At 68.9% G+C, this 26,283-nt stretch carries 26 protein-coding genes; 13 read left to right on the top strand and 13 right to left on the bottom strand.

Features of this window, described 5'->3' with window-relative positions; all coding sequences use genetic code 11:
- The first annotated feature begins 58 nt into the window (after positions 1 to 58).
- The 7 genes from IPF36_RS08495 (at position 59) to rfaE2 (ending at position 7,610) form a co-directional block, all read left to right on the top strand.
- Entirely contained in the window at positions 59 to 1,021 is a 963-nt protein-coding gene (locus IPF36_RS08495) for a tripartite tricarboxylate transporter substrate binding protein (RefSeq protein ID WP_195427778.1), read from the top strand.
- Positions 1,022 to 1,112: 91 nt separating this feature from the next.
- The gene (locus tag IPF36_RS08490) at positions 1,113 to 2,093 is read left to right on the top strand and encodes a fumarylacetoacetate hydrolase family protein (protein ID WP_195427767.1); all 981 of its coding nucleotides are present in this window, start codon (positions 1,113 to 1,115) and stop codon (positions 2,091 to 2,093) included.
- 130 nt (positions 2,094 to 2,223) lie between these two features.
- Entirely contained in the window at positions 2,224 to 3,060 is an 837-nt protein-coding gene (locus IPF36_RS08485) for an enoyl-CoA hydratase/isomerase family protein (protein WP_135704132.1), read from the top strand.
- A gap of 65 nt (positions 3,061 to 3,125) precedes the next feature.
- The gene (locus IPF36_RS08480) at positions 3,126 to 3,992 is read left to right on the top strand and encodes a PhaM family polyhydroxyalkanoate granule multifunctional regulatory protein (protein ID WP_133094991.1); all 867 of its coding nucleotides are present in this window, start codon (positions 3,126 to 3,128) and stop codon (positions 3,990 to 3,992) included.
- Positions 3,993 to 4,152: 160 nt separating this feature from the next.
- A complete protein-coding gene (locus IPF36_RS08475; RefSeq protein WP_195427777.1) occupies positions 4,153 to 5,337 on the top strand; it encodes a patatin-like phospholipase family protein in 1,185 nt (394 codons plus the stop codon).
- 186 nt (positions 5,338 to 5,523) lie between these two features.
- Entirely contained in the window at positions 5,524 to 6,387 is an 864-nt protein-coding gene (locus tag IPF36_RS08470) for a ferritin-like domain-containing protein (protein WP_133094990.1), read from the top strand.
- 728 nt (positions 6,388 to 7,115) lie between these two features.
- Positions 7,116 to 7,610, top strand: coding sequence for a D-glycero-beta-D-manno-heptose 1-phosphate adenylyltransferase (rfaE2, locus tag IPF36_RS08465; RefSeq protein WP_133094989.1), 495 nt, complete (start codon positions 7,116 to 7,118; stop codon positions 7,608 to 7,610).
- Positions 7,611 to 7,619: 9 nt separating this feature from the next.
- Here rfaE2 and IPF36_RS08460 read toward each other — a convergent pair whose 3' ends face one another.
- From IPF36_RS08460 to IPF36_RS08450, 3 genes are read right to left on the bottom strand one after another with little or no spacing between them, the layout of a single operon-like run.
- On the bottom strand, positions 7,620 to 7,868 hold the full coding sequence (locus IPF36_RS08460; protein ID WP_195427766.1) for a hypothetical protein: 249 nt from the start codon (positions 7,866 to 7,868) through the stop codon (positions 7,620 to 7,622).
- Between the two features lie 33 nt (positions 7,869 to 7,901).
- Positions 7,902 to 8,768, bottom strand: a complete 867-nt coding sequence (locus IPF36_RS08455) for a type III pantothenate kinase (RefSeq protein ID WP_195427765.1) — start codon at positions 8,766 to 8,768, stop codon at positions 7,902 to 7,904.
- Positions 8,765 to 9,646, bottom strand: a complete 882-nt coding sequence (locus IPF36_RS08450) for a biotin--[acetyl-CoA-carboxylase] ligase (RefSeq protein WP_195427764.1) — start codon at positions 9,644 to 9,646, stop codon at positions 8,765 to 8,767. The genes IPF36_RS08455 and IPF36_RS08450 overlap by 4 nt, the downstream gene beginning before the upstream one ends.
- Positions 9,647 to 9,827: 181 nt before the next feature.
- On the opposite strand from IPF36_RS08450, the gene IPF36_RS08445 reads away from it, so the two are divergent.
- Genes IPF36_RS08445 through IPF36_RS08425 form a run of 5 tightly spaced genes read left to right on the top strand, consistent with a single transcriptional unit; the run spans position 9,828 to position 14,792 of the window.
- Positions 9,828 to 10,958, top strand: coding sequence for an ABC transporter permease (locus IPF36_RS08445; RefSeq protein WP_195427763.1), 1,131 nt, complete (start codon positions 9,828 to 9,830; stop codon positions 10,956 to 10,958).
- On the top strand, positions 10,955 to 11,809 hold the full coding sequence (locus IPF36_RS08440; RefSeq protein WP_195427762.1) for an ABC transporter ATP-binding protein: 855 nt from the start codon (positions 10,955 to 10,957) through the stop codon (positions 11,807 to 11,809). The genes IPF36_RS08445 and IPF36_RS08440 overlap by 4 nt, the downstream gene beginning before the upstream one ends.
- Positions 11,806 to 12,747: an MlaD family protein gene (locus tag IPF36_RS08435; RefSeq protein ID WP_135704121.1), complete on the top strand. Its 942-nt coding sequence runs from the start codon at positions 11,806 to 11,808 to the stop codon at positions 12,745 to 12,747. The genes IPF36_RS08440 and IPF36_RS08435 overlap by 4 nt, the downstream gene beginning before the upstream one ends.
- A gap of 42 nt (positions 12,748 to 12,789) precedes the next feature.
- Entirely contained in the window at positions 12,790 to 13,473 is a 684-nt protein-coding gene (locus IPF36_RS08430; protein WP_135704120.1) for an ABC-type transport auxiliary lipoprotein family protein, read from the top strand.
- Between the two features lie 20 nt (positions 13,474 to 13,493).
- On the top strand, positions 13,494 to 14,792 hold the full coding sequence (locus IPF36_RS08425) for a VanZ family protein (protein WP_133094982.1): 1,299 nt from the start codon (positions 13,494 to 13,496) through the stop codon (positions 14,790 to 14,792).
- Between the two features lie 30 nt (positions 14,793 to 14,822).
- On the opposite strand, the gene pxpA is transcribed toward IPF36_RS08425, so the two are convergent.
- The 6 genes from pxpA to IPF36_RS08395 all read right to left on the bottom strand — a co-directional run bounded on the left by pxpA (position 14,823) and on the right by IPF36_RS08395 (position 19,734).
- Positions 14,823 to 15,563 (bottom strand): 5-oxoprolinase subunit PxpA, encoded by a 741-nt coding sequence (gene pxpA / locus IPF36_RS08420; RefSeq protein ID WP_133094981.1) that lies wholly within the window; start codon positions 15,561 to 15,563, stop codon positions 14,823 to 14,825.
- 76 nt (positions 15,564 to 15,639) lie between these two features.
- Positions 15,640 to 16,659: a biotin-dependent carboxyltransferase family protein gene (locus IPF36_RS08415; protein ID WP_195427761.1), complete on the bottom strand. Its 1,020-nt coding sequence runs from the start codon at positions 16,657 to 16,659 to the stop codon at positions 15,640 to 15,642.
- The gene (gene pxpB, locus IPF36_RS08410) at positions 16,656 to 17,306 is read right to left on the bottom strand and encodes a 5-oxoprolinase subunit PxpB (RefSeq protein WP_133094979.1); all 651 of its coding nucleotides are present in this window, start codon (positions 17,304 to 17,306) and stop codon (positions 16,656 to 16,658) included. Before pxpB ends, IPF36_RS08415 begins: the two co-directional genes overlap by 4 nt.
- A 120-nt stretch (positions 17,307 to 17,426) precedes the next feature.
- Complete coding sequence (lipA, locus tag IPF36_RS08405; protein WP_133094978.1) at positions 17,427 to 18,422, bottom strand: lipoyl synthase; 996 nt, start codon at positions 18,420 to 18,422, stop codon at positions 17,427 to 17,429.
- A gap of 40 nt (positions 18,423 to 18,462) precedes the next feature.
- Entirely contained in the window at positions 18,463 to 19,200 is a 738-nt protein-coding gene (gene lipB, locus IPF36_RS08400; protein WP_135704116.1) for a lipoyl(octanoyl) transferase LipB, read from the bottom strand.
- 165 nt (positions 19,201 to 19,365) lie between these two features.
- Positions 19,366 to 19,734, bottom strand: a complete 369-nt coding sequence (locus IPF36_RS08395; RefSeq protein ID WP_029047785.1) for a DUF2917 domain-containing protein — start codon at positions 19,732 to 19,734, stop codon at positions 19,366 to 19,368.
- Between the two features lie 248 nt (positions 19,735 to 19,982).
- Here IPF36_RS08395 and IPF36_RS08390 point away from each other — a divergent pair, with 248 nt between their 5' ends.
- Positions 19,983 to 20,939, top strand: coding sequence for a transcriptional regulator GcvA (locus IPF36_RS08390; protein ID WP_133094976.1), 957 nt, complete (start codon positions 19,983 to 19,985; stop codon positions 20,937 to 20,939).
- Position 20,940: 1 nt separating this feature from the next.
- Here IPF36_RS08390 and IPF36_RS08385 read toward each other — a convergent pair whose 3' ends face one another.
- The 4 genes from IPF36_RS08385 to mrdA all read right to left on the bottom strand — a co-directional run bounded on the left by IPF36_RS08385 (position 20,941) and on the right by mrdA (position 26,245).
- A complete protein-coding gene (locus IPF36_RS08385; RefSeq protein ID WP_218959527.1) occupies positions 20,941 to 21,990 on the bottom strand; it encodes a tyrosine recombinase XerC in 1,050 nt (349 codons plus the stop codon).
- Between the two features lie 49 nt (positions 21,991 to 22,039).
- Entirely contained in the window at positions 22,040 to 22,720 is a 681-nt protein-coding gene (locus IPF36_RS08380) for a DUF484 family protein (RefSeq protein WP_133094974.1), read from the bottom strand.
- Positions 22,721 to 22,799: 79 nt separating this feature from the next.
- Entirely contained in the window at positions 22,800 to 23,942 is a 1,143-nt protein-coding gene (rodA, locus tag IPF36_RS08375) for a rod shape-determining protein RodA (RefSeq protein WP_133094973.1), read from the bottom strand.
- Between the two features lie 11 nt (positions 23,943 to 23,953).
- Positions 23,954 to 26,245: a penicillin-binding protein 2 gene (gene mrdA, locus IPF36_RS08370; protein WP_195427760.1), complete on the bottom strand. Its 2,292-nt coding sequence runs from the start codon at positions 26,243 to 26,245 to the stop codon at positions 23,954 to 23,956.
- Positions 26,246 to 26,283: the final 38 nt, after the last annotated feature.

Raw genomic sequence — 26,283 nt, 5'->3', positions numbered from 1 at the left:
ACGGAGACTACCGATGCGCCCCCTGCGTCCCTTCCCTGGGCGTCGCCATGCCCATTTCATGCTCGCCGCCATGGCTGCCGCCGGCGCCCTGTTCACCGCCAGCGCGCCCGCGCACGCCGATGACTGGCCCGCCCAGCCGATCCGCTGGGTCGTGCCCTACCCGGCCGGCGGCGGCACCGACGTGGTGGCGCGCACCGTCGCCCAGGCGATCACGCCGGGGCTGGGCAAGCAGGTGGTGATCGACAACCGCCCGGGCGCCGCCACCATCGTCGGCGCCGATGCCGTCGCGCACGCCAAGCCCGATGGCTACACCGTGCTGACCGCCGACACCGCCACGCTTGCGGCCAATCCATCGCTGTACAAGAAGCTGCCGTACAACCCCGACAAGGACTTCGTCTATATCGGCCAGCTGGCGCGCTTCCCGCTGGTGCTGGTGGCCACTCCCAAGTTCCCGGCGCGCACGCTGAAGGAAGCCATCGAGTACGCGCAGAAGAACCCCGGCAAGGTCAACTTCGCCTCGCCCGGCGCGGGCAGCCCGCACCACCTGGCCATGGAGCTGTTCATGGACCAGGCCAAGGTCAAGATGACGCACGTGCCCTACAAGGGCGCGGCGCCGGCGGTGCAGGACCTGCTCGCCGGCCAGGTCGACCTGATGTTCCTGGACCTGGCCTCGGGCCAGCAGAACGTCAGCGCCGGCAAGCTGCGCGCGCTGGGCGTGGCCACGCCGAAGCGGCTGGCGGTGCTGCCCGGCGTGCCGACCGTGGCCGAAGGCGGCGTGAGCAACTTCGAGGCCTACGCCTGGCAAGGCCTGGTGGCGCCGGCGGGCACGCCCAAGGCGGTGGTCACGCGGCTGAACGCCGAGCTGGTCAAGGCGCTGAAGTCGCCCGAGGTGCAGAAGAAGCTGGAAGGCGTGGGGGTCGAGGCGGTGTCGGGCACGCCCGAGGAATTCGCTGCCTACGCGCGCGCCGAAGCCGAGCGCTGGGGCAAGCTGATCAAGGCCAAGGGCATCACGGTCGACTAAGCCATCCGCAGGGGCGCGCAGCGTGGCGCGGTAGACTAGCGGGCGCTGCGTCCGCCGCGCGGGCGCCCCGCTCTCTACCGCATCGCATCCCATGAAACTCGCAACCCTGAAGGACGGTTCGCGCGACGGCCAGCTGGCGGTCGTGTCGCGCGACCTGAAGCAAGCCCACTTCGCCACCGACATCGCCGGCAAGCTGCAGACCGCGCTGGACGACTGGCATTTCTACGCGCCGCAGCTGCAGGACCTGTACGACGCGCTCAACACCGGCCGAGCGCGCCATCCGTTCGCGTTCAACCCCAAGGACTGCATGGCGCCGCTGCCGCGCGCCTACCAGTGGGCCGACGGCTCGGCCTACGTCAACCACGTCGAACTGGTGCGCAAGGCGCGCGGCGCCGAAATGCCGCCCGAGTTCTGGACCGACCCGCTGATGTACCAGGGCGGCTCGGACGACTTCCTCGGCCCGCACGATGACATCGTGTGCGCCAGCGAAGCCTTCGGCATCGACTTCGAGGCCGAGGTCGCGGTCATCACCGGCGACGTGAAGATGGGCGCCACGCCCGAGCAGGCCGGCGAAGCCATCCGCCTGGTGCTGCTGGCCAACGACGTCTCGTTGCGCAACCTGATCCCCGCGGAACTGGGCAAGGGCTTCGGCTTCTTCCAGAGCAAGCCGGCGACCGCCTTCTCTCCGGTCGCCGTCACGCCCGACGAGCTGGGCGAGGCCTGGCGCGAGCGCAAGGTGCACCTGCCGATGACGGTGCACTGGAACAGCAGGAAGGTCGGCCAGCCCGACTGCGGCACCGACATGGTGTTCGACTTCGGCCAGCTGATCGCGCATATCTGCAAGACCCGCAACGTGCGCGCCGGCAGCATCGTCGGCTCGGGCACGATCTCCAACGTCGACCGCAAGAAGGGCTACTGCTGCATCGCCGAGAAGCGCATGCTCGAGACCATCGACGACGGCAAGCCCGCCACCGAGTTCATGAAGTTCGGCGACGCGGTCAAGATCGAGATGTTCGACGCGCAGGGGCATTCGGTGTTCGGGGCGATCGACCAGCTGGTGGCCGCGCCCTGAGCCGGCAACTGAGCCGGCCGCGCCTGTCGGCAAGGGTGCGCCGGATGTGCATATAATTGACCGACCGATCGGTTGGTAAATCCACGATGCACCCGGCGCGGCCGCGCGCCACTCACCTGACAGGCCCCCCATGACTGCCCCGAACGACGCCTCTTCCACCGAACTTTCCGAACGCTACGCGCGCTACCGCGCGCTGACGCTGCGCCGCCACGGCCCCATCCTCGAGGTCGTCATGGGCGCGGCGCAGTCGGCCAACCAGAAGCTGGCCACGGCCGACGCCAACATGCACCGCGAGCTGGCCGAGATCTGGCGCGACGTCTCCGCCGATCCCGACATCCGTGTGGCGCTGATCCGCGGCGAGGGCAAGGGCTTCTCCGCCGGCGGCGACCTGGCGCTGGTGGAAGACATGGCCAACGATTTCGAGACCCGCACGCGCGTGTGGCACGAAGCGCGCGACCTGGTCTACAACGTCATCAACTGCGACAAGCCGGTGGTCTCGGCGATGCATGGCCCGGCCGTCGGTGCCGGCCTGGTGGCAGGGCTGCTGGCCGATATCTCGATCGCCTCGAAGACCGCGCGCATCGTCGACGGCCATACCCGGCTGGGCGTGGCCGCGGGCGACCATGCCGCGATCGTGTGGCCGCTGCTGTGCGGAATGGCCAAGGCCAAGTACTATCTGATGCTGTGCGAGTCGGTCAGCGGCGAAGAGGCCGAGCGGATCGGCCTGGTCTCGCTGGCGGTGGAAGAGGACGAACTGGTGGCGCGTGCCTTCGAGGTAGCCAACCGGCTGGCGGCGGGGTCGCAGACAGCGATCCGCTGGACCAAGTACGCCCTCAACAACTGGCTGCGCATGGCCGGTCCCGCTTTCGATACCTCGCTGGCGCTCGAATTCATGGGCTTTGCCGGCCCCGACGTGCACGAAGGCATGGCGAGCCTGCGCCAGAAGCGGCCGCCACAATTCAGGTAACGACGACGCAGCCGCGCGGCCCGCATCCGGGCGCGAGGGCTGCGCCGCACACGGAGCACGCGACCATGTTCGGACAGATTCCCGATTTCACCAACGGCTTCGACTTCATGCGCCGCCTGTGGGGTGGCAGCGCTGGCATGTCCGGCGGCCTGATGCCCGGGCTGCAGGCGATGACGCCGCCGATGGACCTGGATGACCTCGACAAGCGCATTGCCGACCTCAAGGCAGTGGAGAGCTGGCTGCAGCTGAACACCAACCTGCTGCGCACCACGATCCAGGGCCTGGAGGTGCAGCGCGCCACGCTGGTGGCGCTGCAGACCTTCGGCAACGCGCTCTCGCCCGACGCCATGCAGTCGGCAATGGAAAACGTGGCGCGGGCCGCCAATGCGCCGAGCGCAGCGCCACCGCAGCGCGCCGGCGCCGACACCGGCGCAGGTTCCGGCACCACCAGGCCCCGCGAAGAAGCACACGCGGCGCAGGCCGGCGCCGAGCCGGAGCCGGCTCCCGAGCCGTCGGCCGAGGCAGCGCCAGACGCTGCACCCGAAGGCGCACCCAACGCCGCGCTGTGGTGGGACCTGCTGCAGCACCAGTTCAGCCAGATCGCCAGCAGCGCAGCCGCGGCCAGCATCGCGCCGTTCAACATGGGCGCCTTCGGCGCCGGCGGCATGCCGGCACAGCCGGGGGCCGCGCCGGACGGCGGGTCCGCGGCCAAAGCCACCTCACGCAAGGCCGCTGGCAACGGCAACGGCGCCAGGGCGAGCGCCACGGCAAAGAGCGGCGCCACGAGTGCGGCCAAGTCGGGGACCAAGGCTGCGGCCAAGCCCGCTGCAAAGAAAACTGCCGCAAAGAAGCCCGCTGCAGGCAAGACGGCCAAACCCACGCCCACCGGCAACCACGCCGCCAAGGACGACGACAACGGCGGCGACGAATGACGCAACTGCGGACGCAACTGCGCACCGCCTGACCTGTCGCTACGCAGCGCCTTCCCCCATGCACCGCGAGCCCCTGCCGGGACACCATCCGACCCCGCACAGCGGCCCTGGCGTCCCTGGCGCGCCTAACGGCCCCAATCCCAACGCCACCGCGCTGATCATGATGGGCGGCGGCGCGCGCGCCGCCTACCAGGCTGGCGTGCTGTGCGGGCTGGCGCGCATTGCCGCGCGCCACGGCAAGGCCCATGGCGGGCTGCCGTTCGGCATCATCGCCGGCACCTCGGCGGGCGCGATCAACGGTGCCGGGCTGGCCATCAATGCCGGCGATTTCCAGGCCGCCACGCAAAGCCTGGGCGCGCTGTGGCACGGCATCCATGCCGACGACGTCTACCGCACCGACGTGCTGCGCGTGGGCATATCGGGCGCACGCTGGCTGTCGACGCTGGCGCTGGGCTGGGCCACGCAGCGCCGGGCACCGCGCGCGCTGTTCGACAACACGCCGCTAGGCGGCATGCTGGGCGAGCTGTTCGATCCGGCGCGGGTGCAGGCCAGCCTGGACAGCGGCGCGCTGCAGGCGTTCGCGGTCACCGCGCTGTCCTACAGCACCGGCCGCCACGTCACCTTCTACCAGTCGCACCACCGCATCCATCCGTGGCACCGCAGCCAGCGCATCGCTGTGCCGGCGCCGATCACGGTGGACCACCTGCTGGCCTCTGCATCGATACCGTTCCTGTTCCCCTCGGTTCCGCTCGAGATCGACGGCCATCACGAGTGGTTCGGCGATGGCACCATGCGGCAGATGTCGCCGCTGTCGCCGGCGATCCACCTGGGCGCATCGCGCATCCTGGCGATCGGCGCAGCCTCGCGCCAGCGCTCGGGCTGGTTCGACACCGTGCCCGCCGGCGGCTACCCGTCGCTGGCGCAGGTGGGCGGCCAGGCGCTGGCCAGCATCTTCCTGGACGGCCTCAATGCCGACCTGGAGCGGCTGCTGCATATCAACCGGCTGCTGGCGCGCATGCCCGAGATCGCCGGCGACCGCGAAGGCTGGCGCCCGGTGCAGGTCATGACGATCTCTCCCAGCGAGCCGATCGAGGCGCTCGCCGCCGAACAACAGAAGCAGCTGCCGCGCACCGTGCGCGCGCTGCTGGCGCCGCTGGGCGGTACCGAGGCGCGCGGCGCCGCCTTCGCCAGCTACCTGCTGTTCGAGCCCGAGTTCACCCAGGCGCTGATGGCGCTGGGCGAGCGCGACGCCGAAGCGCAGGCCGCCGAACTGGCCGCGTTCCTGTATGGCGTGGTGCCGGGCACTGCACCTGCCGCCTTGCGCGAGGGCGCGGTTTCGCCCTGAGCACCTGCCCGCCAGGCGCCGTTGCTGGCACCTGTGCCGTCCGGCGCGCCGCTGATCGCCCGCAATATGCAGTCGGCTGCGCCAAAGCTCCGCAAAAGTCGTTGCATTTGCCCCTATCCGCCCTAAAAAAGGAGAAGAGAATAATTCGCATCTGGTAGAATCTGCCCGTAATTTCAAAGGCTTACCATGCTCTACCCCGAACTGTTCAAATCGTTGGAAGCCGTCCGCTGGCACATGGACAAGGACATCCCCTGGGATACCTTCGACGCCAGCCTGCTGACGGACGACCAGGCCAAGACCATTCGCATGAACGCGATCACGGAATGGTCCGCCCTGCCGGCGACCGAGATGTTCCTGCGCGACAACCGCCACGATTCCGACTTTTCGGCGTTCATGAGCATCTGGTTCTTCGAGGAACAGAAGCACTCGCTGGTGCTGATGGAGTACCTGCGCCGCTTCCGCCCGGACCTGGTGCCGACCGAGGAAGAGCTGCACGCCGTGCGCTTCGAGTTCGACCCGGCGCCGCCGCTGGAAACGCTGATGCTGCATTTCTGCGGCGAGATCCGCCTGAACCACTGGTACCGCCGCGCCGCCGAATGGCACTCGGAACCGGTGATCAAGCATATCTACCGCACCCTGTCGCAGGATGAAGCCCGCCACGGCGGCGCGTACCTGCGCTACATGAAGAAATACCTGGCGCAATTCGGCGACAGCGCGCGCGCCGCGTTCGCCAAGATCGGCGTGCTGATGGCATCGGCACGCCGCACCGAGAAGCCGCTGCACCCGACCAACCTGCACGTCAACAAGGCGCTGTTCCCCAACGACACCGTGCAGTCGCGCCTGCCCGACCCGGACTGGCTGGAGAAATGGCTGGACGAGCAGATCCGCTTCGACGAAGGCTGGGAGAAGAAGGTCATCGAACGGATCCTGCACAATATGTCGCTGCTGTTCGAACGCACGTTTGAGTCGGTGCAGGACCTGAACCGCTACCGCAAGGAACTGAACGCCCGCCTGCCCGGCGCCGGCGGCGCCCAGCCGGCACAGGCCTGATCCGGCGGCTCGCTGCCAAACCGACAGAAACCCCGCTACGGCGGGGTTTTTTCCTTGGCGCGCCAGCGCCGCCAATTCCCGCATACTTGACCGTCAGCACCGGCGCCTGCCAGATTTCCCGGCAGGCCGGGTGGTATACGGTTAGCACAGGAAAATCACCGGCTTATCCGGACGCCCGCACCCGCATTGGCCGCAGCGCCAATCCTGGCGCGACATTCCTAAATTTCTTAATTCGGAAAATAGAATACTTAAATCACATGATGCGATTATCTTTTTCGCTTCATGTGTTATTGACCGGACTTTAGTTATTGGCGCAAATCATTTTGTGATAGACAGTAACTCCGATAACATCCCCCGGAAAATCCGACCGTCGCAGCTGGCGATTATCCAAAGCGCTGCTCGGCCTCGCCGGCAAGGTGCCACCGGAATTCCCGGTGCGCCCTCGCCGCGCTCCCGCAACGCACGGGCATGGGGCCAATGACGACTGCGCGCGACAACGTCTTGGCAGGGGTGAAAGATTGCGTCATATCGACGCGGTGCGCGAGGCGCTGGTCTCGGTGATGCGCGGCATTGCCGCCGCCACGGTGCCGCTGCCCGCCAACGACGCGGCGGTGGCGCTGGTGGGCTAGGCAGCGCTGAACGGACGGCGAACCCCGGCGGACGGGGTACCATTCGGACAAGCGTGCCGGCGCCGCCAGCGCCGGCCTCCACCATCCGATCCCTGACCCATGTCCGTACCCGCCTTCGAATCCAAGCTGACTCCCGCCGACAACCACGCCGAGCTGGCCGCGCGCATCGCCGCGCTGCCGCGCCCGCTGGTGTTCACCAACGGCGTCTTCGATATCCTGCATCGCGGCCATGCCACCTACCTGGCGCAGGCGCGCGCGCTGGGCGCGAGCCTGGTGGTCGGCGTCAACAGCGATGCCTCGGTCAAGATGCTGGGCAAGGGCGACGACCGCCCGCTCAACCACGAATCGGACCGCATGGCGCTGCTGGCCGCACTGGCGTCGGTCGACCTGGTGGCGATGTTCCGCGAGCAGACGCCGGTCGAGCTGATCCGGCTGGTGCGCCCCGACATCTACGTCAAGGGCGGCGACTATGACATCGATACGCTGGAAGAAACCCGGCTGGTGCGCAGCTGGGGCGGCCAGGCCTACGCCATCCCCTTCCTGCACGACCGCTCCACCACCAAGCTGCTGACCAAGGTGCGCCAGGCCGGCTGAGCCGCGCGCTCAGTCCTGACGCCGCGCCACCGGCAAGGTGCCACGCGGCGCGGCGTCTGCCGCGCGCGCAGGTGCCGGCGGCAGCTGCTGCAGGCGCTCGGCGCGCACTTGCTGCCCGAGCCGGTGCGGCTCGCGCGGCGTGCCGAACCAGCCGCCAAGCGGATTCGCGCCGAACAGGCCGGCCAGCGCCGCCACCAGCAAGGCGTTGGCAAGCAGCAGCAACATCAGGGCAATGCGCAGGGTGCGTGGGGCGGACATGGAACGGCGGCAGAGCGTGCGGGGATTACGTGGTCAAGGCGATGGCCGCCAGGCCTCGGCCGACGCCATCGCATGCAGGCCGAGCAACACCAGATTATCGTGCATCTCGAAGGGCACCGCGAGCGCGCCGGCCAGCGCGCTGCGAGCGCCGCCGGACAGCAGGCAGCGTGTCGGCCCGCGCTCTCCCAGCGCGCGCCAGGTGCGTTCGATCGCGCCCGCCTGCGCGGCCAGGCAGCCGGCGGCGATCGCGTCGTGGGTGTTGTCGGCCCAGCGCAGATGCGCGCCGGCCCCGATGCCGGCCACGGTGCCGGCCTCCTGCACCTCCTTCACCTCCAGCGCCGGCAGCTGCGCGGTATTGCGCGCCAGCGTGCCCAGCATCAGCGCCAGCCCCGGCAGGATCAGGCCGCCCTCGAAGCGCGCTCGGCCATCCGCGCCGACGGTGACGATATCGAGCGTGGTCGCGGTGCCCGCGGTCACGACCAGCAGCGTGTCGTGCGGCAGCCAGCGGTGCGCGCCGATCGCGCCGACCCAGCGGTCGACTCCCAGCTGCGTGGGCTCGCGATAGCCGTTGGCCAGGTTGCCGTACGCCGCGCTGCTGCGCACCCACTGCACCGGCGCGCAGCCGCCGAAGGCGTCGGCCAGCGCCGCATCGACGGCGGCGGCGATCACCGGGCCGGCGACGTTGGTGATCCAGACCGCCGGCATCGGGCCGGTGCCGCGCAGCGCGCGCAGGTCGGCGGCCAGCGTCTTCAGCGCGTTTTCATCGGCATGCGCGACCGCGCCACCGTGCTGCCACGGCGTGGGCAAGCCCGCCCCGGCCGGCAGCGGCGCGCCGGCCTCGCACCACGCCCATTTCAGGCGCGTATTGCCGATGTCGATCAGCAGCTGCGGCACGCTCATGCGCCATCCTCCTGCCCCGGCGCCGGGCGCAGCGACAGCTCGCCGCTGGCCACCCGCTCCAGCCCAGTCGGGGTTTCCAGCAGCAGCTGGCCGGCCTCGTCGACGCCGCGCGCCATGCCCTCCGCGATCACCTTGCCGTCGTGCAGCAGCCGCACCGGCTGGTCGCGGTAGGCATCGGCGGCGGACCAGCGCCGCGCCATCGGCCCGAAGCCATGGGCCAGGAACGCGGTGCGCATCGATGCCAGCCGCTCCAGCACCGCAGCCAGCAGGCGCGCCGCGTCGCGGCTGGCGTCGAAGCCCGGCACGGCCTCCGCCACGCCGGCCAGCTCGCGGCCCAGCGCGGCTTCCATCTGCGCATCGCGCACCAGGTTCAGGCCGATGCCGATCACGGCCCAGATCCGGTTCTGCCCGGCGCGCACCGATTCGATCAGGATGCCGGCCAGCTTGCGGCCATCGATCTGCAGGTCGTTGGGCCATTTCAGGCCGACGCGCGCGCCCAGGCGCGGGTCGACATCGCCGAGCGCCTCGGCCAGCGCCAGCCCCACGGCCAGGCTCAGGCCGGTGAGTTGTGCCGGCGCCAGCGCGAGCGGCAGCGCCACCGAGAAGGTCATGCCCGCCTGCCCCTGCCACGGCCGTCCCAGGCGCCCGCGCCCGGCTGTCTGGCGGTAAGCCAGGCGCAGCCAGCCGGCATCCGACCAGGGTGCGTGGCGGCACGCGGCGGTCAGGTCGGCATTGGTCGAGCCGGTTTCTTCGACAAGCTCCAGCTTCCAGTCGCGCAGTGCCGGCGGCAGCGCGGCGCGCAGGGCAGCGGGATCGATGCGCCAGGAGTCGGACGGGCCCGAGGCGGGCGTGAGGGAGGTGTCAGGGGCGTCTGGCATGGGAAGCTGCTCTGGTGGCAATCTGCGGTGCAAGGGCACGCAGGCACGGCGCCTGCGTGACTGCCGCATTGTAGCCGCGCAGGAGGTCTGCGCCGCGCCGCCCCTTGGCCGGTCATGGCCGCGGTCGCGCCAGCCGGGCGGGTGGCTTAGAATCGGGACTCGGCCATCACATCGCTAGCCCTTGGAACGACAGACGACGCCAGACTTCCATATCACGCGCGGGGACGGGACCGTCAGCGTAGCGCTGAGTGGCGACTGGACCGCGCTCGCGCTGGCCGGCTGCCACCACGCCCGGCAGCTGCGCACGCAATTGCACGAACTGGCGCAGGCGCCGGAGCATGCGCAATGGTCGCTGGCCGAAGTGCAGCGGCTGGACCATATCGGCGGACAGCTGCTGTGGCAGGCGTGGGACGGCAAGATGCCGCAGCAGATCGAGGCCAGCGAGGGCCAGCGCCGTGTATTCGAGCGCATCGCCGCGGTGCAGGACGAAGGCTGGAAGAAGCACATGGTGGACCGCTTCAACCCGATTACGCTGTTAGGCGCCAACGTGATGTCGTTCGGCGTGCAGCTGGCCATCGGCATCACCATGCTGGGCCAGCTGGCGTTCGACCTGCTGCGCTTCGCGCGCATGCCGCAGCGCGGCCCCTGGCGCGAGGTCTCGGCAAATATCTACAACGTCGGCTACAAGGCGCTCGGCATCACCGCGCTGGTCGGATTCCTGATCGGCATCGTGCTGTCGTACCTGTCGGCGAACCAGCTGCGCATGTTCGGCGCCAGCACGTTCATCGTCAATATCCTCGGCATGGCGGTGATCCGCGAACTGGGGCCGGTGCTGGCGGCGATCCTGATCGCGGGCCGGTCCGGCTCGGCCATCACCGCGCAGATCGGCGTGATGCGCGTCACCGAAGAACTCGATGCCATGCGCGTGATGGGGATCTCGCACGGCTTCCGGCTGATCATGCCGCGCGTGATCGCGCTGGCCATCTCGATGCCGCTGCTGGTGGCGTGGACCGACGTGATGGCGCTGGCCGGCGGCATGGTGGCCGCGCGCATGCAGCTCGGCATCAGCGCCGCGTTCTTCCTGCGCGAACTGCCCGACGCGGTGCCGGTGGCCAACCTGTGGCTGGGGCTGGGCAAGGGCGTGGCATTCGGCATCCTGATCGCGCTGACGGCGTGCCACTTCGGGCTGCGTATCAAGCCCAATACACAAAGCCTGGGCGAAGGCACCACCGCGTCGGTGGTGACCTCCATCACCATCGTGATCCTGGCCGACGCGGTGTTTGCCGTCCTGTTCAAGGACGTGGGGATATGAACGCGCCAACGGAACCGTCCGCGCCCTCCGTGCCGCCCGCGCCGGCGCAGCGTACCGCGGTGATCGAGGTGCGCAACCTGGTCAAGCGCTTTGGCAAGGCCGTGGTGCACGACCACGTCGACCTGGACGTGTGGCGCGGCGAGGCGCTGTCGATCGTGGGCGGCTCGGGCAGCGGCAAGACCGTGCTGCTGCGCCAGATCGTGGGGCTGGAGCGGCCGACCTCGGGCAGCATCAAGGTGTTCGGCGAAGCGCCGGCCAAGTTGCGCCCGGCGCAGCTGCAGGCGCTGCGCAACCGCTGGGGACTGCAGTTCCAGCGCGGCGCGCTGTTCTCGGCGCTGTCGGTGATCGACAATATCGCACTGCCGCTGCGCGAGTTGCGCGCGCTGCCGGACAACCTGATCTGCCGGGCGGCGCTGCTCAAGCTGCAACTGGTGGGCCTGTCGGCGCGCGATGCGGACAAGATGCCGTCGGACCTGTCCGGCGGCATGATCAAGCGCGTGGCGCTGGCACGCGCGCTGGCGCTGGAGCCGGAACTGCTGTTCCTCGACGAGCCTACCGCCGGCCTCGATCCGATGGCTTCGGACGACTACGTGGCTCTGATCCGGGAACTTCGGCGCGAGCTGGGCCTCACGGTAGTGATGATTACGCACGACCTCGACACGCTGGTGGCGCTGTCCGACCGCGTCGCGGTGCTGGCCGACCACAAGGTCGTCGCCGCCGCGTCGATCCCTGAAGTGGTAAAGGTGGACCACCCCTTCATCCGCGAATATTTCCTGGGCGAACGCGCCCAGCGCGCCTTGCAGGCGCTGCCGCAAGCGGGGCAACCCGCGGCGCCTCCCGGAGAAGCATGATGGAAAACAAGTCACACGCGTTCCTTGCCGGCGTGTTCACCATCGGCCTGGCAGTGCTGGTGCTGTTCGCGCTGTTCTGGTTCAGCAGCGACCACGCCGTGCGCGTGCCGTACGACCTGATCACGCGCTCCACCGTGAACGGGCTCGGGCCGCAGGCCGACGTCAAATACCGCGGGTTGGCGGTGGGCAAGGTGGAGTCGATCAAGTTCGACCCGCAGGTGCCGGGCCAGATCATCGTGCGCATCAGCGTCAACCAGGACACGCCGATCACGCGCACCACCTACGCCACGCTGGGCTTCCAGGGCGTCACCGGCATCGCCTACGTGCAGCTGGACGACACGGCCGCGCATGCGGGCGCCGATGCCTCGCCGCCGCTGCGCACTTCGCCCAAGGCGGTCGCGCGCATCGCCATGCGCCCGGGCTTCTTCGAAGAGCTGGAAAAGCGTGGCGATTCACTGCTGACGCAGACCGAGACGCTGATGGCCTCGCTCACCGACATGTTCCAGACCGCCAACCGCAATGAACTGATGGCCGCGATCCGCTCGGTGCGCAAGACCGCCGAGGACTACTCGAAGCTGTCGGACGCGCTGGCGCCGGCGGCCAACCGCCTGCCGCGCGTGGCCGAGAACCTCAACGCCACGCTGGAATCGACGCGGCGCCTGACGCAGGAGCTGGCCAGCCCCAACGGCACGGTGCTGCGTACGGTCGACAGTGTCGGGCACGACCTGCAGGGCGCGGCGGCGTCGGTGCAGACCGCGGCCGGCAACTTCAGCCAGGAGACGCTGCCGCAGCTCAACGGGCTTGCACGCGATGCGCGCCAGACCGCGCGCAGCTTCGAGCGTGCCGCCGGCCAGTTCAACGACAGCCCGACCAGCGTGCTGTTTGGCGCGCCGGCGCCGGTGCCGGGGCCGGGCGAGCCGGGCTTCAGCACGCCCTGATGTAACAGACGACATGACGACGACGAACCGACGACCATCGCCATGCCAGACAACGACAACCGCCAAGGCCTCGCCGTGATCCCTGCCACCGACAATTCACGCCGGACCATCCGCCCCCGCACCGCCGCCACACTGCTGGCGCTGGCCGGCGCCGCGCTGGTGCTGTCCGGCTGCGCGCTATCGCGCGGGACGCCGACCGTCACGTACGACCTGGGGCCGTCCGCCGCGCTTGCCGGCACGGCAGGCAATGCTGCCGGCGCAGCGCCCGCGCCGCTGCCCAGGCTGCGCGTATCGCAGACCGACGGCCCCGACTGGCTTGAAGGCAATGCACTCTACTACCGCCTGCTGTACGCGCAGGCGCAGCGGCTGCAACCCTATGCCACGCAGCGCTGGGTGATGTCGCCGACGCGCCTGTTCGACGAGCGCCTGCGCGAGTCGGTGGCGGCGCGCGGCGGGCTGGCCTGGGCCGGCGATACCAGCGTGCCGGGGCTCAAGGTCGACCTGCTGGCCTTCGAGCAGGTGTTCGACAGCACCACCACCAGCCAGGGCGTGGTGCGGCTGCGCGCCACCGTGTTCCACCGCGGCCAGCTCGGCCAGCAGACCTTCGAGGTGCGCCGGCCCGCGCCCAGCGCCGACGGCGCCGGCGGGGTCAAGGCGCTGGCCGAAGCCAGCGACGCCGCCATCGCCGCGCTGCTCGACTGGACCGCCACGCTGCCGCTAAAGTAAGACAGACAAGGAGATTTGCCATGGAGCCGGCTGCCCCGCCGCCCTCCGCACCGCCCCCGGCGCCGGCTGCGCAACCGGCGGCGCCACCGATGGCGCAACCGGCGGAAACTGCGACCGTGACCGAACCCTCCGGCCCGCAGTATTCGCCGCTGGCCCGCGTGGGGCTGATTTGCTTCACGCTGCTGGTGGTGTATGCCAGCCTCTACCCGTTCTCCGGCTGGGTCGACAACGGCATCTCGCCGTTCGCCTTCGTCACCGCGCCCAAGCCGCGCTATATCACCGACTTCGACCTGATGACCAATGTCATCGGCTATGTCCCCTTCGGGGCGCTGGTGGTGCTGTCGCTGCATCCGCGCATGTCGGGCGGGCGCGCGACGCTGGTGGCGCTGTGCGCCGGCGCGCTGCTGTCGGCCTGCATGGAGGCCTTCCAGACCTGGCTGCCGAACCGGATCTCGTCCAACATCGACCTGATCACCAATGCGCTGGGGGCGCTGCTGGGCGGCGCGGTGGTGGCGCCGTTTACGCACGCGCTGATCGACGATGGCCGGCTGACGCGGCTGCGCCATGCCTGGTTCGAGCCGCATGCCAGCTTTGCCATCATCCTGCTGATGCTGTGGCCGTTCGCGCAGATCTTCCCGCAGGAGCACCTGTTCGGCATGGGCGGCATCGTGCGCGAATGGCTGACCGATCCCGAATCCTGGCCGATGCAGGTGCTGCAGATGCTGTTCCCGCGGCTGGAGGCGTGGCAGGTCCACATCGGCCTGCGGCCCGAGGACATGCAGAGCCAGCAACTGCTGGAATCGCTGGTGACCGCCAGCAGCTGGATCGGCACCGGCCTGTTCGCCTCGATCGCCATGCGCCGCAACGCGCCGATGCTGCGCATCCTGGCCGGCCTGCTGGCTGCCGCGCTGCTGATCAAGGCCACCGCGGCCGAGTTGCAGTTCCCGGCCGACAGCGCCTTCAACTGGCTGTCCGAAGGCGGCCGCTTCGCGCTGCTGACCAGCTCGCTGGTGCTGGCGCTGCTGTTGTACCTGCCGCGCTGGTTGCGCGCGGTGCTGGCGATGGTAGCGCTGCTCGCGCTGGTGGTGCTGACCAACGTGCTGCCGTCGAATCCCTATGCATGGATTTCCGAGCAGGGCTGGCGCATGGGCCGCTTCATCCACTTCAACAGCCTGGCGCAATGGCTGGGGTGGCTATGGCCGTTCCTGGCGTTCTGCTATGTGATCTGGCGCTTCGAGCAGGTCAGCCTGCGCCGCCACGCCATGAAGAAGGCCGCGGCGCGCCGCGAATCGGCCGCGGCCGGCACGCAGGAACCGTGACTGCGTGATTGCGGGGGGCGCTGTCAGTTGTCAGTTGCCGGCGCGGATGGCAATGCCCTCGGCAGTGAGCCGTTCGCGGATGCGGCGCGCAAAGGCCAGCGCATGGGCACCGTCGCCGTGCAGGCACACGGTCTCCGCCTGGATCGGCACCCAGGTGCCGTCGATGGCGCGCACGCGCTTCTCGCGCACCATGGTCAGCGTCTGGTTCAGCGCGACTTCCTCGTCCTCGTGCAGGGCGCCGGGCGTGCCGCGCCTGACCAGCGTGCCGTCGGGGTTGTAGCCGCGGTCGGCAAACACCTCCTGCTTGACGCGCAGTCCGGCCTCCCTGGCGATGTCGATCATGTGGCTGCCGGCCAGGCCGAAGAACACCAGGTCGGCATCGAAATCCCGCACCGCGCGCACGATGGCGCGCGCCAGCACCGGGTCGCGCACGGCCTGGTTGTACAGCGCGCCGTGCGGCTTGACGTGGTGCAGCTCGCCGCCCTGCGCACGCACGATCGCCTCGAGGGCGCCGATCTGGTACAGCATGTCGGCATAGACGTGCTCGGGGTCGCGCTGCATCTCGGTGCGGCCAAAGTTCTCGCGGTCCGGATAGCTCGGGTGCGCGCCGATGGCGACCCCATGCTCCAGCGCCCACTTCACCGTTTGCACCATGGTGGCGGCGTCGCCCGCGTGCCAGCCGCACGCTATGTTGGCGGAACTGATCAGCGCCAGCAGCGCCTCGTCGTTGCCGCAGCCTTCGCCGAGGTCGGCGTTCAGGTCGATCTGCATTGCCGTTCTCCCGGGCGGTGCGGTGACGGGGCCGCGATACCGCCTTCTGTCGATGTGTACAAATACCGCGGACGGCTCAGGCCGCCGCGCGGGTCAGCGTGCGCCGGCGCGCGGCGATGGCCATGCCGTCGCCCTGCCATTGCAGCGCCTGTTCGATCTGGCGCAGGTAGCGGTCCAGCTCCGCCTGCGCGGCAGCGGCCTGTGCCAGCGTCACCGGCACGAAGCGCACGGCCGCGCCCAGCGGCACCTGCGCCAGCCGCCACAGGTCGGCGCCGATCACCACGCCGATCTTGGGATAGCCGCCGGTGGTCTGCGCATCGGCCATCAGCGCGATCGGCTGGCCGGCCGGCGGCACCTGCATCACGCCCGGCACCACGCCGTGCGACAGCAGGTCGGCGCTGCGCTCGGCGCGGCGCGCCAGCGCGGGGCCGTTCAGGCGCAGGCCCATGCGGTTGCTGTTGGGCGTGACAACCCAGTCGGACTGCCACAGCGCCTGCTGCGATTCCGCCTCGAAGTCTTCATACTCCGGGCCTGGCAACATGCGCACCGGCATGGCCTTGCCGCTGACGTCCGCGGGCAGCGCCCACGCCGGCGCCTGCACGCCGATCCAGTCGCCATCGGCCGCCAAACCCGCGCGTCCCACCGGCAAGCGGTCGCCCTCCTGCAGCGCGCGGCCATCCAGGCCACCAAAGGCGGCCTTCAGGTCGGTACTGCGCGAGCCCATCACCGGCTCCACGGCAATGCCGCCTGCCACGCACAGATAGGCATGTGTGCCGCCACGCGCCGGCGGCAGCACCAGGATCTCGCCGGCGTGCGCGTCGAAGGCATGCCAGGACCAGACCGGCGTGCCATCCAGCGTCGCGCCGCACTCCGCGCCAGCCAGCGCGACGCGCATGTCCGCATGGAAGCGGACCGCGGCGCGTCCCAGCGCGAACTCAATGGCGGCGCACCCGGGCGCATTGCCCAGCAGCCGGTTGCCGACCGCCACGGCCAGTGTATCCATCGCCCCGCAACTGCCCACGCCAATATGGCGGAAGCCGGTACGGCCCAGGTCCTGCACCGAGGCGAGCGCGCCAGGTCGGATGATTTCGATCACGCGATGATTTCCTCGGCGACAAAGCGCACGGTATCGCCGGGCGCCAGCAGGGACGGCGGATCGCGATCCGCGACGAAGAGTGCGATATCGGTGTGGCCGATCAGCTGCCAGCCGCCCGGCAGCACCGCCGGATAGATGCCGGTCTGCTCGCCGCCGATGCCGACCGAGCCGGCCGGCACCGCCAGCCGCGGCTCGCGCCGGCGCGGCGTGGCCAGCTCGGGCACCAGCCCGCCCAGATAGGCAAAGCCAGGCTGGAAACCCACGAAATAGACAACATACTCGCCGGCGGCATGGCGGCGCGCCACTTCACGCGGCGACAGCCCGGTGTGCGCGGCCACGTCGGCCAGGTCCGGCCCATGCCCACCGCCATAGCGCACCGGGATCTCGACCACCTTGCCGGTGGTGTTGCGCGCCTCGCCGGAGGCCCAGGCCTGCTTCAGGCCGCGCTCCAGCCCTTCGACATCGGCGCTGCCGTCGAAGATCACCGTCAGGTTGTTCATGCCCGGCACCACGTCGACCACGCCGCGCCACCCTTCGGCCCGCGCCGCCATCGCCCAGATGCGGCGCTGGACCTCGAGCGATGCGGGCGGCGCCACGCTGTAGAGCAGCGCTCGTTCGGCGAGGCGGTGGATGGTGCAGGGGCTCATGGGATTCCTGGTAGCGCACTTTTTACCAGTGTAGGCTGGCAGCCCGGGGAATGCGATGCGCAAAGCAAAACGGCCGGGATTAGTCCCGGCCGCTCTGACAAGTCATGAACCCGATGCTGCTCAGGCAAACCCCGCCTGATGCGCCTGCTGGTCAGCATGGTACGAGCTGCGCACCATCGCACCCACGGCAGCGTGGGTGAAGCCCATCTTGTAGGCCTCTTCCTCGAACATCTTGAAGGTGTCCGGGTGCACGTAGCGCAGCACCGGCAGGTGGTGGTTCGACGGCGCCAGGTACTGGCCGATGGTCAGCATGTCGATGTCGTGCGCGCGCATGTCGCGCATGACTTCCAGGATTTCCTCGTCGGTCTCGCCCAGGCCGACCATCAGGCCGGACTTGGTCGGAACGTTCGGATTGCGGCGCTTGAATTCCTGCAGCAGCTTGAGCGAGTGCGCGTAGTCCGCGCCCGGGCGGGCCTGCTTGTACAGGCGCGGCACGGTTTCCATGTTGTGGTTCATCACGTCAGGCGGGCAGGCCTGCAGGATGTCCAGCGCCTTGTCCAGGCGGCCGCGGAAGTCGGGCACCAGCACTTCGATGCGGGTGTCGGGCGACAGCTCGCGCGTCTGCGAGATGCAATCCACATAGTGCTGGGCACCGCCGTCGCGCAGGTCGTCGCGGTCGACGCTGGTAATCACCACGTAGTTCAGCTTGAGCTGGGAGATGGTGCGCGCCAGGTTGCCGGGCTCGTTCACGTCCAGCGGATCCGGGCGGCCGTGGCCGACGTCGCAGAAGGGGCAGCGGCGCGTGCACTTGTCGCCCATGATCATGAAGGTGGCCGTGCCCTTGCCGAAGCATTCGCCGATGTTCGGGCAGCTGGCTTCCTCGCACACCGTCACCAGGTTGTTGGCGCGCAGGATGTCCTTGATCTCATAGAAACGCGAATTGCCGGTGGCGGCCTTCACGCGGATCCAGTCCGGCTTCTTGAGCTTTTCGGCCGGCACGATCTTGATGGGGATGCGTGCGGTCTTGTCGGCCGACTTTTGCTTGCGGGTCGGGTCGTACGCCTCCGCGGGGGACTGCGGGGCTTCGCTGGAAGTGGCGATCAGGGCGTCGCTCATACATTTCTCCGCACGCGCTCAGCGTGCATTTCGCTTTTGACTAGGAGGCCAGGGCCGGGTCGGCATTCACGTCGGCGGCTTCAGCCGCCAGCACGCGGGATTCGTGCGCTGCCAGCACTTCGCACAATGCAGCCGCCAGGCGCTGTGCGATGTCGGTTTGTCGTGCCGCGGTCACGGGCATGGGGGCGCCATCGGCATCCGCCACCGGGCAGGTGGCGCCCGCGGTCGCCATGTCGACCGTTTCCAGTCCGGCATAGCCGCAGGGATTGATGCGCAGGAACGGCGACAGGTCCATCTGCACGTTGAGGCTGACGCCGTGGTAGCTGCAGCCGTTGCGGATCTTGAGGCCGAGCGCGGCAATCTTGGCGCCCTGGTGCGGCCCGTCGGACAGGTAGATGCCGGGGGCGCCGGGCTTGCGTTCGGCTGCGAGATTATACGCCGCGAGCGTGTCCAGCACTGCCTGCTCGATGGCGTGGACCAGCTCGCGCACCATCAGGTGCCGGCGGCGCAAATCGAGCAGCAGGTAAGCCACTACCTGGCCTGGACCGTGATAGGTGATCTGGCCGCCACGATCGATCTGCACTACCGGGATGTTGTCGTCAGGCGACAGCAGGTGTGCGGGATCGCCCGCCTGGCCCAGCGTGTAGACCGGCGGATGCTCGACCAGCCAGATCTGGTCGGGTGTCTCGGGGGAGCGTGCGGCGGTGAAGGCGCGCATCGCGTCGAAACACGGCTGATAGTCCTCGCGGCCGCGTTCGATGATCTGAATCGGATGCATGGCGAGAGTGTAACGAAAAGGGCCGGCTTGCGCCGGCCCTGCTCTGCTCCCGTCAGTCTTGCCGCACCGAGGACTTGCCGCTTGCGTCACGCGGCCAGGCCAGGCGCAGATGCGCGTGGCGCCGGTGTAACGCGGACGAATCCCCGCCCGCTTCCCGCGTCGGCTTCAGGATGCGGCCGCCTGGTCCTGGTTAGGCGTCCATTCCGTGCCTCGAACCAGCCGGCGCAGGCTGCGGTACACCAGGTGCGGCACATCCGCCAGCGCCAGCGCCGGACGGCGCGCCTCGGCGATCAGCGCCAGGCGTACCGGTTCCTGCGCGCGCGGGTCGATGCTGACCACCACCTCGTCGCCGGAGCGGAGCAACAGGCTGCCGCCACAACGCAGCCAGTAGTCTTCCGAATCGCCTTCGCGCGTCAGCCACACGTCCATGCCATTGGCTTTCTCGACATGCAGGCGCTGGGCGGCGTGCACCGACAGCGCGGTGACTTCGCCAGGATTCAGGGTGAACACGGTCGTTGTGAGCACGGTTTTCATCGAAGTTCTCCGTTCAGCCGGCCGGGGGCACTTGCGCCACGCTATCGCGATGCGGCAACGAATCCACTGAAATTGGCCCGGCAAGGGGACCAGGCCAGTTAAACCTTGTGGAATTCGCTGTTAAGTAAGTCGCTACAGCGGGGGCCGGTGATGGAATATTAGTGATTGCCCTGACACTATCAAAACGATATATTTTCTTTGTTCTTGTTAGTCAAACTCACATACACCCGACTTCACCGGAGGCAGCCATGGCCTGGAAAAGCGCCTGGGAAAAGGACCTGCCGCGCGGCTGGCACCGCGAGCTGCCGCGCCTGCCGGCACTGACCGCCCTGCGCGCGTTCGAGGCGGCGGCGCGCCACGAGAGTTTTTCGCGCGCGGCGACGGAGCTGTTCGTCACCCACGGCGCGGTCAGCCACCAGATCCGCGCGCTGGAAGACGAGCTGGGCCTGCCGCTGTTCGAGCGCCACGGCAAGCGCGTGGCGCTGACCCCCTCGGGCCGCATCTACGCCGAACGCGTACGCGACGCGCTGCTGCAGATCGCCGATGCCACGCGCGTGCTGCAGGCCGGCAACCGCGACAAGCGCCTGACCATCAGCACCATGCCCTCGTTCGCCGCGCGCTGGCTCACGCCGCGCATCGGCAGCTTTATCGAGCGTCATCCGGAGCTCGACGTCGAGCTGCTGTCGTCGAACACGCTGGTCAACTTTGCCCATGAGGAAGTCGATATCGCGCTGCGCATGGGCAGCGGCGACTATCCCGGCCTGTATGTGGAAAAGCTGCTCGACGACGTCTTCTTCCCGATGTGCAGCCCCAGCTTCAACGGCGGCCGGCTGCCACAGAAACCGGAGGAGATGGCCGGCCTGCCGCTGCTGCGCGGCGAGGGCGATCCGTGGAAACCGTGGTTCGAGGCCGCCGGGCTGGACTGGCCCGAGCCGCGCAAGGGCCTGCTGATGGAGGATTCGTCGCTGCTGCTGCAGGCCGCGTCGGAGGGCCAGGGGATCGCGCTGATCCGCTCGTCGCTGGCCTACAACGACCTGCTGGCGGGGCGCGTGGTGCGGCTGTTCGACGTCAGCATCCCGTGTCCGTGGCTGCTGTACTTCGTCTGTGCGCCGGGCTCGCTCAACCTGCCCAAGGTGCAGGCCTTCCGCAGCTGGCTGATGCCGGAGATCGAGCGCTTTCGCGAGGTGCTGGCGCAGTGGGAGTGAGCTAGTCCTCGGCTTCGTCCGCTTCGTCCGCTTCGTCCGCTTCGTCGGGCGGTGGCGCCGAACGCCGTCCCGCGCGCGGGTGCGCCTTGTCGTAGACGCGCGCCAGGTGCTGGAAATCCAGCGCGGTATAGATCTGCGTGGTCGAGATGCTGGCGTGCCCCAGCATCTCCTGCACCGCGCGCAGGTCGCCCGACGACTGCAGCACGTGCGTGGCAAACGAGTGCCGCAGCATATGCGGATGCACGTCGGCCGGCACGCCGGCGCCCAGCGCCTGCTGCTTGAGCCGCAGCTGCACCGTGCGCATCGACAGCCGGCGCCCGCGCGGTCCCAGGAACAGCGCGTGCGCGTCGTCGGGTGCCGCGCCGGGGCGCAGCAGCGTGTCGCGTACCGCGATCCAGGCGCGCAGCGCCTCCATGGCCTTGCTGCCGACCGGCACCGTGCGCCGGCGTGCGCCCTTGCCGGTCACCGTCACTTCGGCGCCAGCCAGGTCGAGCCAGCCGCTGGACCGGTAGCCGTCGGCGTCGGCATAGCGCAGGTCCAGCTGCACCAGTTCCGACAGCCGCAGCCCGCTGGAATAGAACAGTTCATACACCGCATGGTCGCGCAGGGCCTGGGCATCGGTGCCGGCGCTGTGGGCAACCAGCGCCACCGCATGCTCGACCGACAGCGCCTTGGGCAGTGCATGGCCGGAGCGCGGCGCGCGCACGCCTTCGACCGGATTGACCGTCACGCCATGGCCATGCCGCGCCGCCCACTGGTAGAAGCCGCGCCACGCCGACAGCGTGCGGGCGATGCTGGTGCCCACCAGCCCGCTGCCATGCAGCCTGGCGGCGAAGTTGCGGATATGGTGGGTCTGCAGCGCCAGCAATGCGACGCCGCTCGCGTAGCGCGTGGCATGCGCCTGCAGCACGCGCAGGTCGCGGCCATAGCTGGCGAGCGTATGGTCGGCGAGCTTGCGGCTGCCGCGCAGCCAGTCGAGATACTGTACGACCAGCGGATCGGCCGGCCGATCTGACGACGGCGACGGCGGCGGCGCGCCGTCATCCGCCAACGCGGGAGCGGGCTGGCGCGGCGGCCGGCGTGCGCTCACGGCATTGGCCTCAGTCGCGCAGGCGGTTCAGCGCGGCGCCGGCGACTTCGCCGATCTGCGCCAGGTAGGCGGTGCCCATGCCTTCATGGAAGCGGCGCGGATCGGGAGATCCCAGCACCAGCAGGCCGAACGCCGTGCCCTGCACGTCCGCGCCGGCATCGGCCGCGCGCACGGGCACGCGCAGCGCGACCATCGCCAGCGAAACGATGTCGTCGCGCTCCAGCAGCGCTGCCGCCTCGAAGCCGCTGTTGGCGCCGCAATACGGCGCGCGCAGGCCCTCGGCAAACAGGCGCATGTCTTCGCTGGCATCCTGCGCGACTTCCATGTGGGCGTATTGTTCGGCCACGTTCCACAGGCGCAGCGCGACCGCGGGCACGTCGAACGCCTGCTGCAGGCCGTCCTGCACGGCATACGGCAGCGCGTGCGAATCGGCCTCGGCCAGCAGCCGCAGCTGCCAGTCGTGCAGGCGCTGCTGGGTACGGTCGTTGTCGTGGCCATGGCGTACCAGGTCGGCCAGGCGCAGCTCCAGGCCCTTGTTCTTCTCGCGCAGGATTTCCATCTGGCGTTCCTGCAGCGACACGGCGCGATGGCTGTGCGGGCTGGTCAGCTGCACGGTGGCCAGCAGCTCGGCGTGCTCTTCGAAGAATTCGGGATGGCTCTGCAGGTAGGCGGCAACGTCTTGGGCGTTCATGGGGCTTGGACCGGTAGAGGAAAATTGGGTGGCAGTTTAGCAAAGGGGAGCCGCGCCCCCCTTTCCTGTGCCGCCCGCGCTACGTCTGTATCAACCGCTTCTGCCGCGAAATACTCAGCAGGAGCCCAACCCCCGCCCCCAGCGTCACCAGCGCCGTCCCGCCATAGCTAATCAGCGGCAGCGGCACGCCAACCACCGGCAGGATTCCGCTGACCATGCCCATGTTGACGAACGCATAGGTAAAGAAGATCAGCGTGATCGACCCGGCCAGCAGCCGCGAGAACAGCGTCGGCGCGTTGGCGGCGATGAACAGCCCGCGGAAGATCAGCAGCAGGTAGAGCACCAGCAGCAGCGCATTGCCGATCAGGCCGAACTCTTCGGAGTAGACCGCGAAGATAAAGTCGGTGTGCTTCTCGGGAATGAATTCGAGGTGGGTCTGCGTGCCCTTGAGGAAGCCCTTGCCCTCGACCCCGCCCGAGCCGATCGCGATGATCGACTGGATGGTGTGGAAGCCCTTGCCGAGCGGATCGCTGGTCGGATCGAGCAGCGTGCATACGCGGTGCTGCTGGTAGTCGTGCAGCACCGGCCAGTTCACGCCCGGCGCGCAAATGTCGTTCTGGAACGTGATCAGCAGCGTGATCGCCACCACCAGCAGCCCCAGCAGCGGCAGGATCAGCTTCCACGACAGCCCGGCGAAGTAGATCACATACAGGCCGGCGGCCATCACCAGCAGCGCGGTGCCAAGGTCAGGCTGCTTGGCGATCAGGCCAACCGGGATCAGCAGCAGCCCCAGCGCGACGATGAAGTCGAACCACCGGATCACGCCCTCGCGCTTCTGGAAGTACCACGCCAGCATCAGCGGCATCGAGATCTTCATGATCTCGGACGGCTGGATCACCATGCCGACATAGAGCCAGCGGCGCGCGCCCTTGCGGATCAGCCCGAACATGGCCACCGCGATCAGCAGCGCCACGCCGACCGTGTACATCGGCACCGCCACCCGCATCAGCGTCTGCGTGGGCAGGTAGGCAATCACGAGCATCACCACGTACGACAGCAGGATGTTGCGCAACTGGTCTTCGACGCGGCCCGGCATGTCGATGGCGGCCGAGTACAGCGCGACGACGCCGGTGGCAAACAGCAGGAAGACGATCAGCGAAAGCGGCTTGTCAAAACCGGTCAGCGCGGTCTTGATCAGGGACATGACGCGGCGGCGATCCATGCGCGTCTCCTTCAGCGGGTGGCGTCGGCACCGCTGGCCGCCTTGGCGGACACGGGCTTGACGCGAGGTTTGGGCGCGGGCGCCCTGGCGGGCTGCACGGCGGGGGCGGAGGCCGGCTGCGGCGCGGGCTTGCTGTGGCCGAGGGCCTGCAGCATGCGCTGGTCCAGCGTCTCGACGGCCGAGGCCGGCGCGATCGCCTCGGCGTTCAGCGCGGCGGCAATGGCCTCCGGCGTCACCGGCTGCGCGCCGGAAGCCGCGGCCACGGCGCTCGCGGGCGCGGCACCGGAGGACATCACCGTGGCACTGGCAATGCTGGCGGTCTGGCCGGTGGTGAACACGCTCGGCGTATCCACGGGCGGACGGCCGGCCACGCGCTCGCTGGCCGGGGGCGCCATCGCCTCCAGTTCGGCCGGCCACTTGCCGGTCAGGTAGTAGTCCATCAGCTTGCGCGCGATCGGCGCGGCCACCGCGGCGCCGAAGCCGGCGTTCTCGACGATCAGCGCGATCGCGATCTTCGGCTGGTCGGCCGGCGCGAACGCGGTGTACAGCGAGTGGTCGCGCTTGTGCTCGGCCAGCGCGTGGTGGTTGTACTTCTCGCCCTTGGACAGGCTGTAGGTCTGCGCCGTGCCGGTCTTGCCGGCCGACTCATAGGCCGCGCCGGCGAACACGCGCGCCGCGGTGCCGGCATGCGTCACCGCCACCATGGCGCGCTTGATCACGTCGATGTCGGCCTGCTTGAACGGGATCGTGTAGCTTTCCTTGGGCACCGTCAGCGTGCGCTTGCGCGTGACCGCGTCCTCGACCGCCTTGACCAGGTGAGGCTTCATCACCTTGCCGTTGTTGACGATCACCGAGGTCGCCTGCGCCAGCTGCAGGATGGTGAAGCTGTTGTAGCCCTGGCCGATGCCCAGCGAGATGGTCTCGCCGTCATACCACTTCTGCTGCTCGGGCTTGCGGTAGGCGCGGCGCTTCCACTCGGTCGACGGCAGGATGCCGCGGCTTTCGCCCTCGATGTCGATGCCCGTGATCTGGCCGAAGCCCAGCGGCTTCATGAAGTCATGGATGCCGTTGACGCCCATGTCGCGCGCCAGCGCGTAGTAGTACGTGTCGCACGAATGCACGATCGAGCTGTGCATGTCGACCCAGCCGTGCCCGCCCGGCTTGTCATCGCGGAAGGTGTGGTTGCCCAGCGTGAAGAAGCCCGGGTCCGACATGCCCCACGCCGCGGTGCGCTTGCCGGTGCTCAGCGCCGCCAGCGCCATGAACGGCTTGTAGGTCGAGCCCGGCGGATACGTGCCACGCAGCGGGCGGTTCAGCAGCGGCTTGTCGGGCGAGCCGTTGAGCTCGTTCCAGGTATTGGTATCGATGCCCTCGACGAACAGGTTGGGATCGAAGGTCGGCTTGGAAACGAACGCCAGGATGTCGCCGGTGGTCGGTTCGATCGCCACCAGCGCGCCGCGGCGGTCGCCGTAGAGCGCCTCGGCCAGCTGCTGCAGGCGGATGTCGAGCGACAGGATCAGGTTATTGCCCGGCGTGGCGGGCGAGGTCGACAGCGTGCGGATCGGGCGCCCGCCGGCGCTGACTTCCACTTCCTCGAAGCCGGTCAGGCCGTGCAGCTCGGTCTCGTAGCTCTGCTCCAGGCCGATCTTGCCGATGTAGTTGCTGCCCTTGTAGTTGTCGGCGTCCTTGCGCGGATCGTACTTGGCGCTGTCGGCATCGTTGGCCTCGTCCATGGCCTCGATGCGCTCCTGGTCGCGCTGCGAGATGCGGCCCAGGTAGCCGATCACGTGCGAGGCCGACTCGCCCAGCGGGTACTGGCGGAACAGCCGTGCGCGCACGTCCACGCCGGGGAAGCGGAAGCGCTGCGCGGAGAAGCGCGCCACTTCGGCATCGGTCAGCTGGCTGCGGATCGGCAGGCTTTCAAAGCTGCGCGACTCTTCCATCAGCCGCTTGAAGCGGCGCCGGTCGCGCGGCTGGATCTCCACCAGCGTCGACAGGCTTTCGATGGTGTTTTCCAGCGTATCGGTCAGCTTGGACGGCGTGATCTCCAGCGTGTACGCCGAATAGTTGCGCGCCAGCACGATCCCGTTGCGGTCCATGATGATGCCGCGGTTGGGCTCGATCGGCGCCACCGAGATGCGGTTGTCCTCGGCCTTGGCCGAGTACTGGTCATGCTTGTACCACTGCAGCCACAAAAAGCGCGCGAACAGCAGGCCAAAGCAGATCACCGTGAACAGGGCCGCGGCCGCCACGCGGATGCGGAAGCGGCCGATTTCCAGTTCGACGTTGCGGATTTCGGTCATAGTACTGCGCGGGGCCTGTTAGGGACGGGTGGCGTCAA

It is taken from the genome of Cupriavidus sp. IK-TO18, assembly GCF_015549295.1.
GTDB lineage: Bacteria > Pseudomonadota > Gammaproteobacteria > Burkholderiales > Burkholderiaceae > Cupriavidus > Cupriavidus oxalaticus_A.
Note: the sequence above shows the minus strand (reverse complement) of the source record. Positions and strands in the feature narration are given on the sequence as shown.

Coding starts and splice junctions, on each gene's coding strand:
- IPF36_RS08495 (WP_195427778.1), top strand. CDS start 59: ATGCTCGCCGCCATGGCTGCCGCCGGCGCCCTGTTCACCGCCAGCGCG.
- IPF36_RS08490 (WP_195427767.1), top strand. CDS start 1,113: ATGAAACTCGCAACCCTGAAGGACGGTTCGCGCGACGGCCAGCTGGCG.
- IPF36_RS08485 (WP_135704132.1), top strand. CDS start 2,224: ATGACTGCCCCGAACGACGCCTCTTCCACCGAACTTTCCGAACGCTAC.
- IPF36_RS08480 (WP_133094991.1), top strand. CDS start 3,126: ATGTTCGGACAGATTCCCGATTTCACCAACGGCTTCGACTTCATGCGC.
- IPF36_RS08475 (WP_195427777.1), top strand. CDS start 4,153: ATGATGGGCGGCGGCGCGCGCGCCGCCTACCAGGCTGGCGTGCTGTGC.
- IPF36_RS08470 (WP_133094990.1), top strand. CDS start 5,524: ATGCTCTACCCCGAACTGTTCAAATCGTTGGAAGCCGTCCGCTGGCAC.
- rfaE2 (WP_133094989.1), top strand. CDS start 7,116: ATGTCCGTACCCGCCTTCGAATCCAAGCTGACTCCCGCCGACAACCAC.
- IPF36_RS08460 (WP_195427766.1), bottom strand. CDS start 7,868: ATGTCCGCCCCACGCACCCTGCGCATTGCCCTGATGTTGCTGCTGCTT.
- IPF36_RS08455 (WP_195427765.1), bottom strand. CDS start 8,768: ATGAGCGTGCCGCAGCTGCTGATCGACATCGGCAATACGCGCCTGAAA.
- IPF36_RS08450 (WP_195427764.1), bottom strand. CDS start 9,646: ATGCCAGACGCCCCTGACACCTCCCTCACGCCCGCCTCGGGCCCGTCC.
- IPF36_RS08440 (WP_195427762.1), top strand. CDS start 10,955: ATGAACGCGCCAACGGAACCGTCCGCGCCCTCCGTGCCGCCCGCGCCG.
- IPF36_RS08435 (WP_135704121.1), top strand. CDS start 11,806: ATGATGGAAAACAAGTCACACGCGTTCCTTGCCGGCGTGTTCACCATC.
- IPF36_RS08430 (WP_135704120.1), top strand. CDS start 12,790: ATGCCAGACAACGACAACCGCCAAGGCCTCGCCGTGATCCCTGCCACC.
- IPF36_RS08425 (WP_133094982.1), top strand. CDS start 13,494: ATGGAGCCGGCTGCCCCGCCGCCCTCCGCACCGCCCCCGGCGCCGGCT.
- pxpA (WP_133094981.1), bottom strand. CDS start 15,563: ATGCAGATCGACCTGAACGCCGACCTCGGCGAAGGCTGCGGCAACGAC.
- pxpB (WP_133094979.1), bottom strand. CDS start 17,306: ATGAGCCCCTGCACCATCCACCGCCTCGCCGAACGAGCGCTGCTCTAC.
- lipA (WP_133094978.1), bottom strand. CDS start 18,422: ATGAGCGACGCCCTGATCGCCACTTCCAGCGAAGCCCCGCAGTCCCCC.
- lipB (WP_135704116.1), bottom strand. CDS start 19,200: ATGCATCCGATTCAGATCATCGAACGCGGCCGCGAGGACTATCAGCCG.
- IPF36_RS08395 (WP_029047785.1), bottom strand. CDS start 19,734: ATGAAAACCGTGCTCACAACGACCGTGTTCACCCTGAATCCTGGCGAA.
- IPF36_RS08390 (WP_133094976.1), top strand. CDS start 19,983: ATGGCCTGGAAAAGCGCCTGGGAAAAGGACCTGCCGCGCGGCTGGCAC.
- IPF36_RS08380 (WP_133094974.1), bottom strand. CDS start 22,720: ATGAACGCCCAAGACGTTGCCGCCTACCTGCAGAGCCATCCCGAATTC.
- rodA (WP_133094973.1), bottom strand. CDS start 23,942: ATGGATCGCCGCCGCGTCATGTCCCTGATCAAGACCGCGCTGACCGGT.
- mrdA (WP_195427760.1), bottom strand. CDS start 26,245: ATGACCGAAATCCGCAACGTCGAACTGGAAATCGGCCGCTTCCGCATC.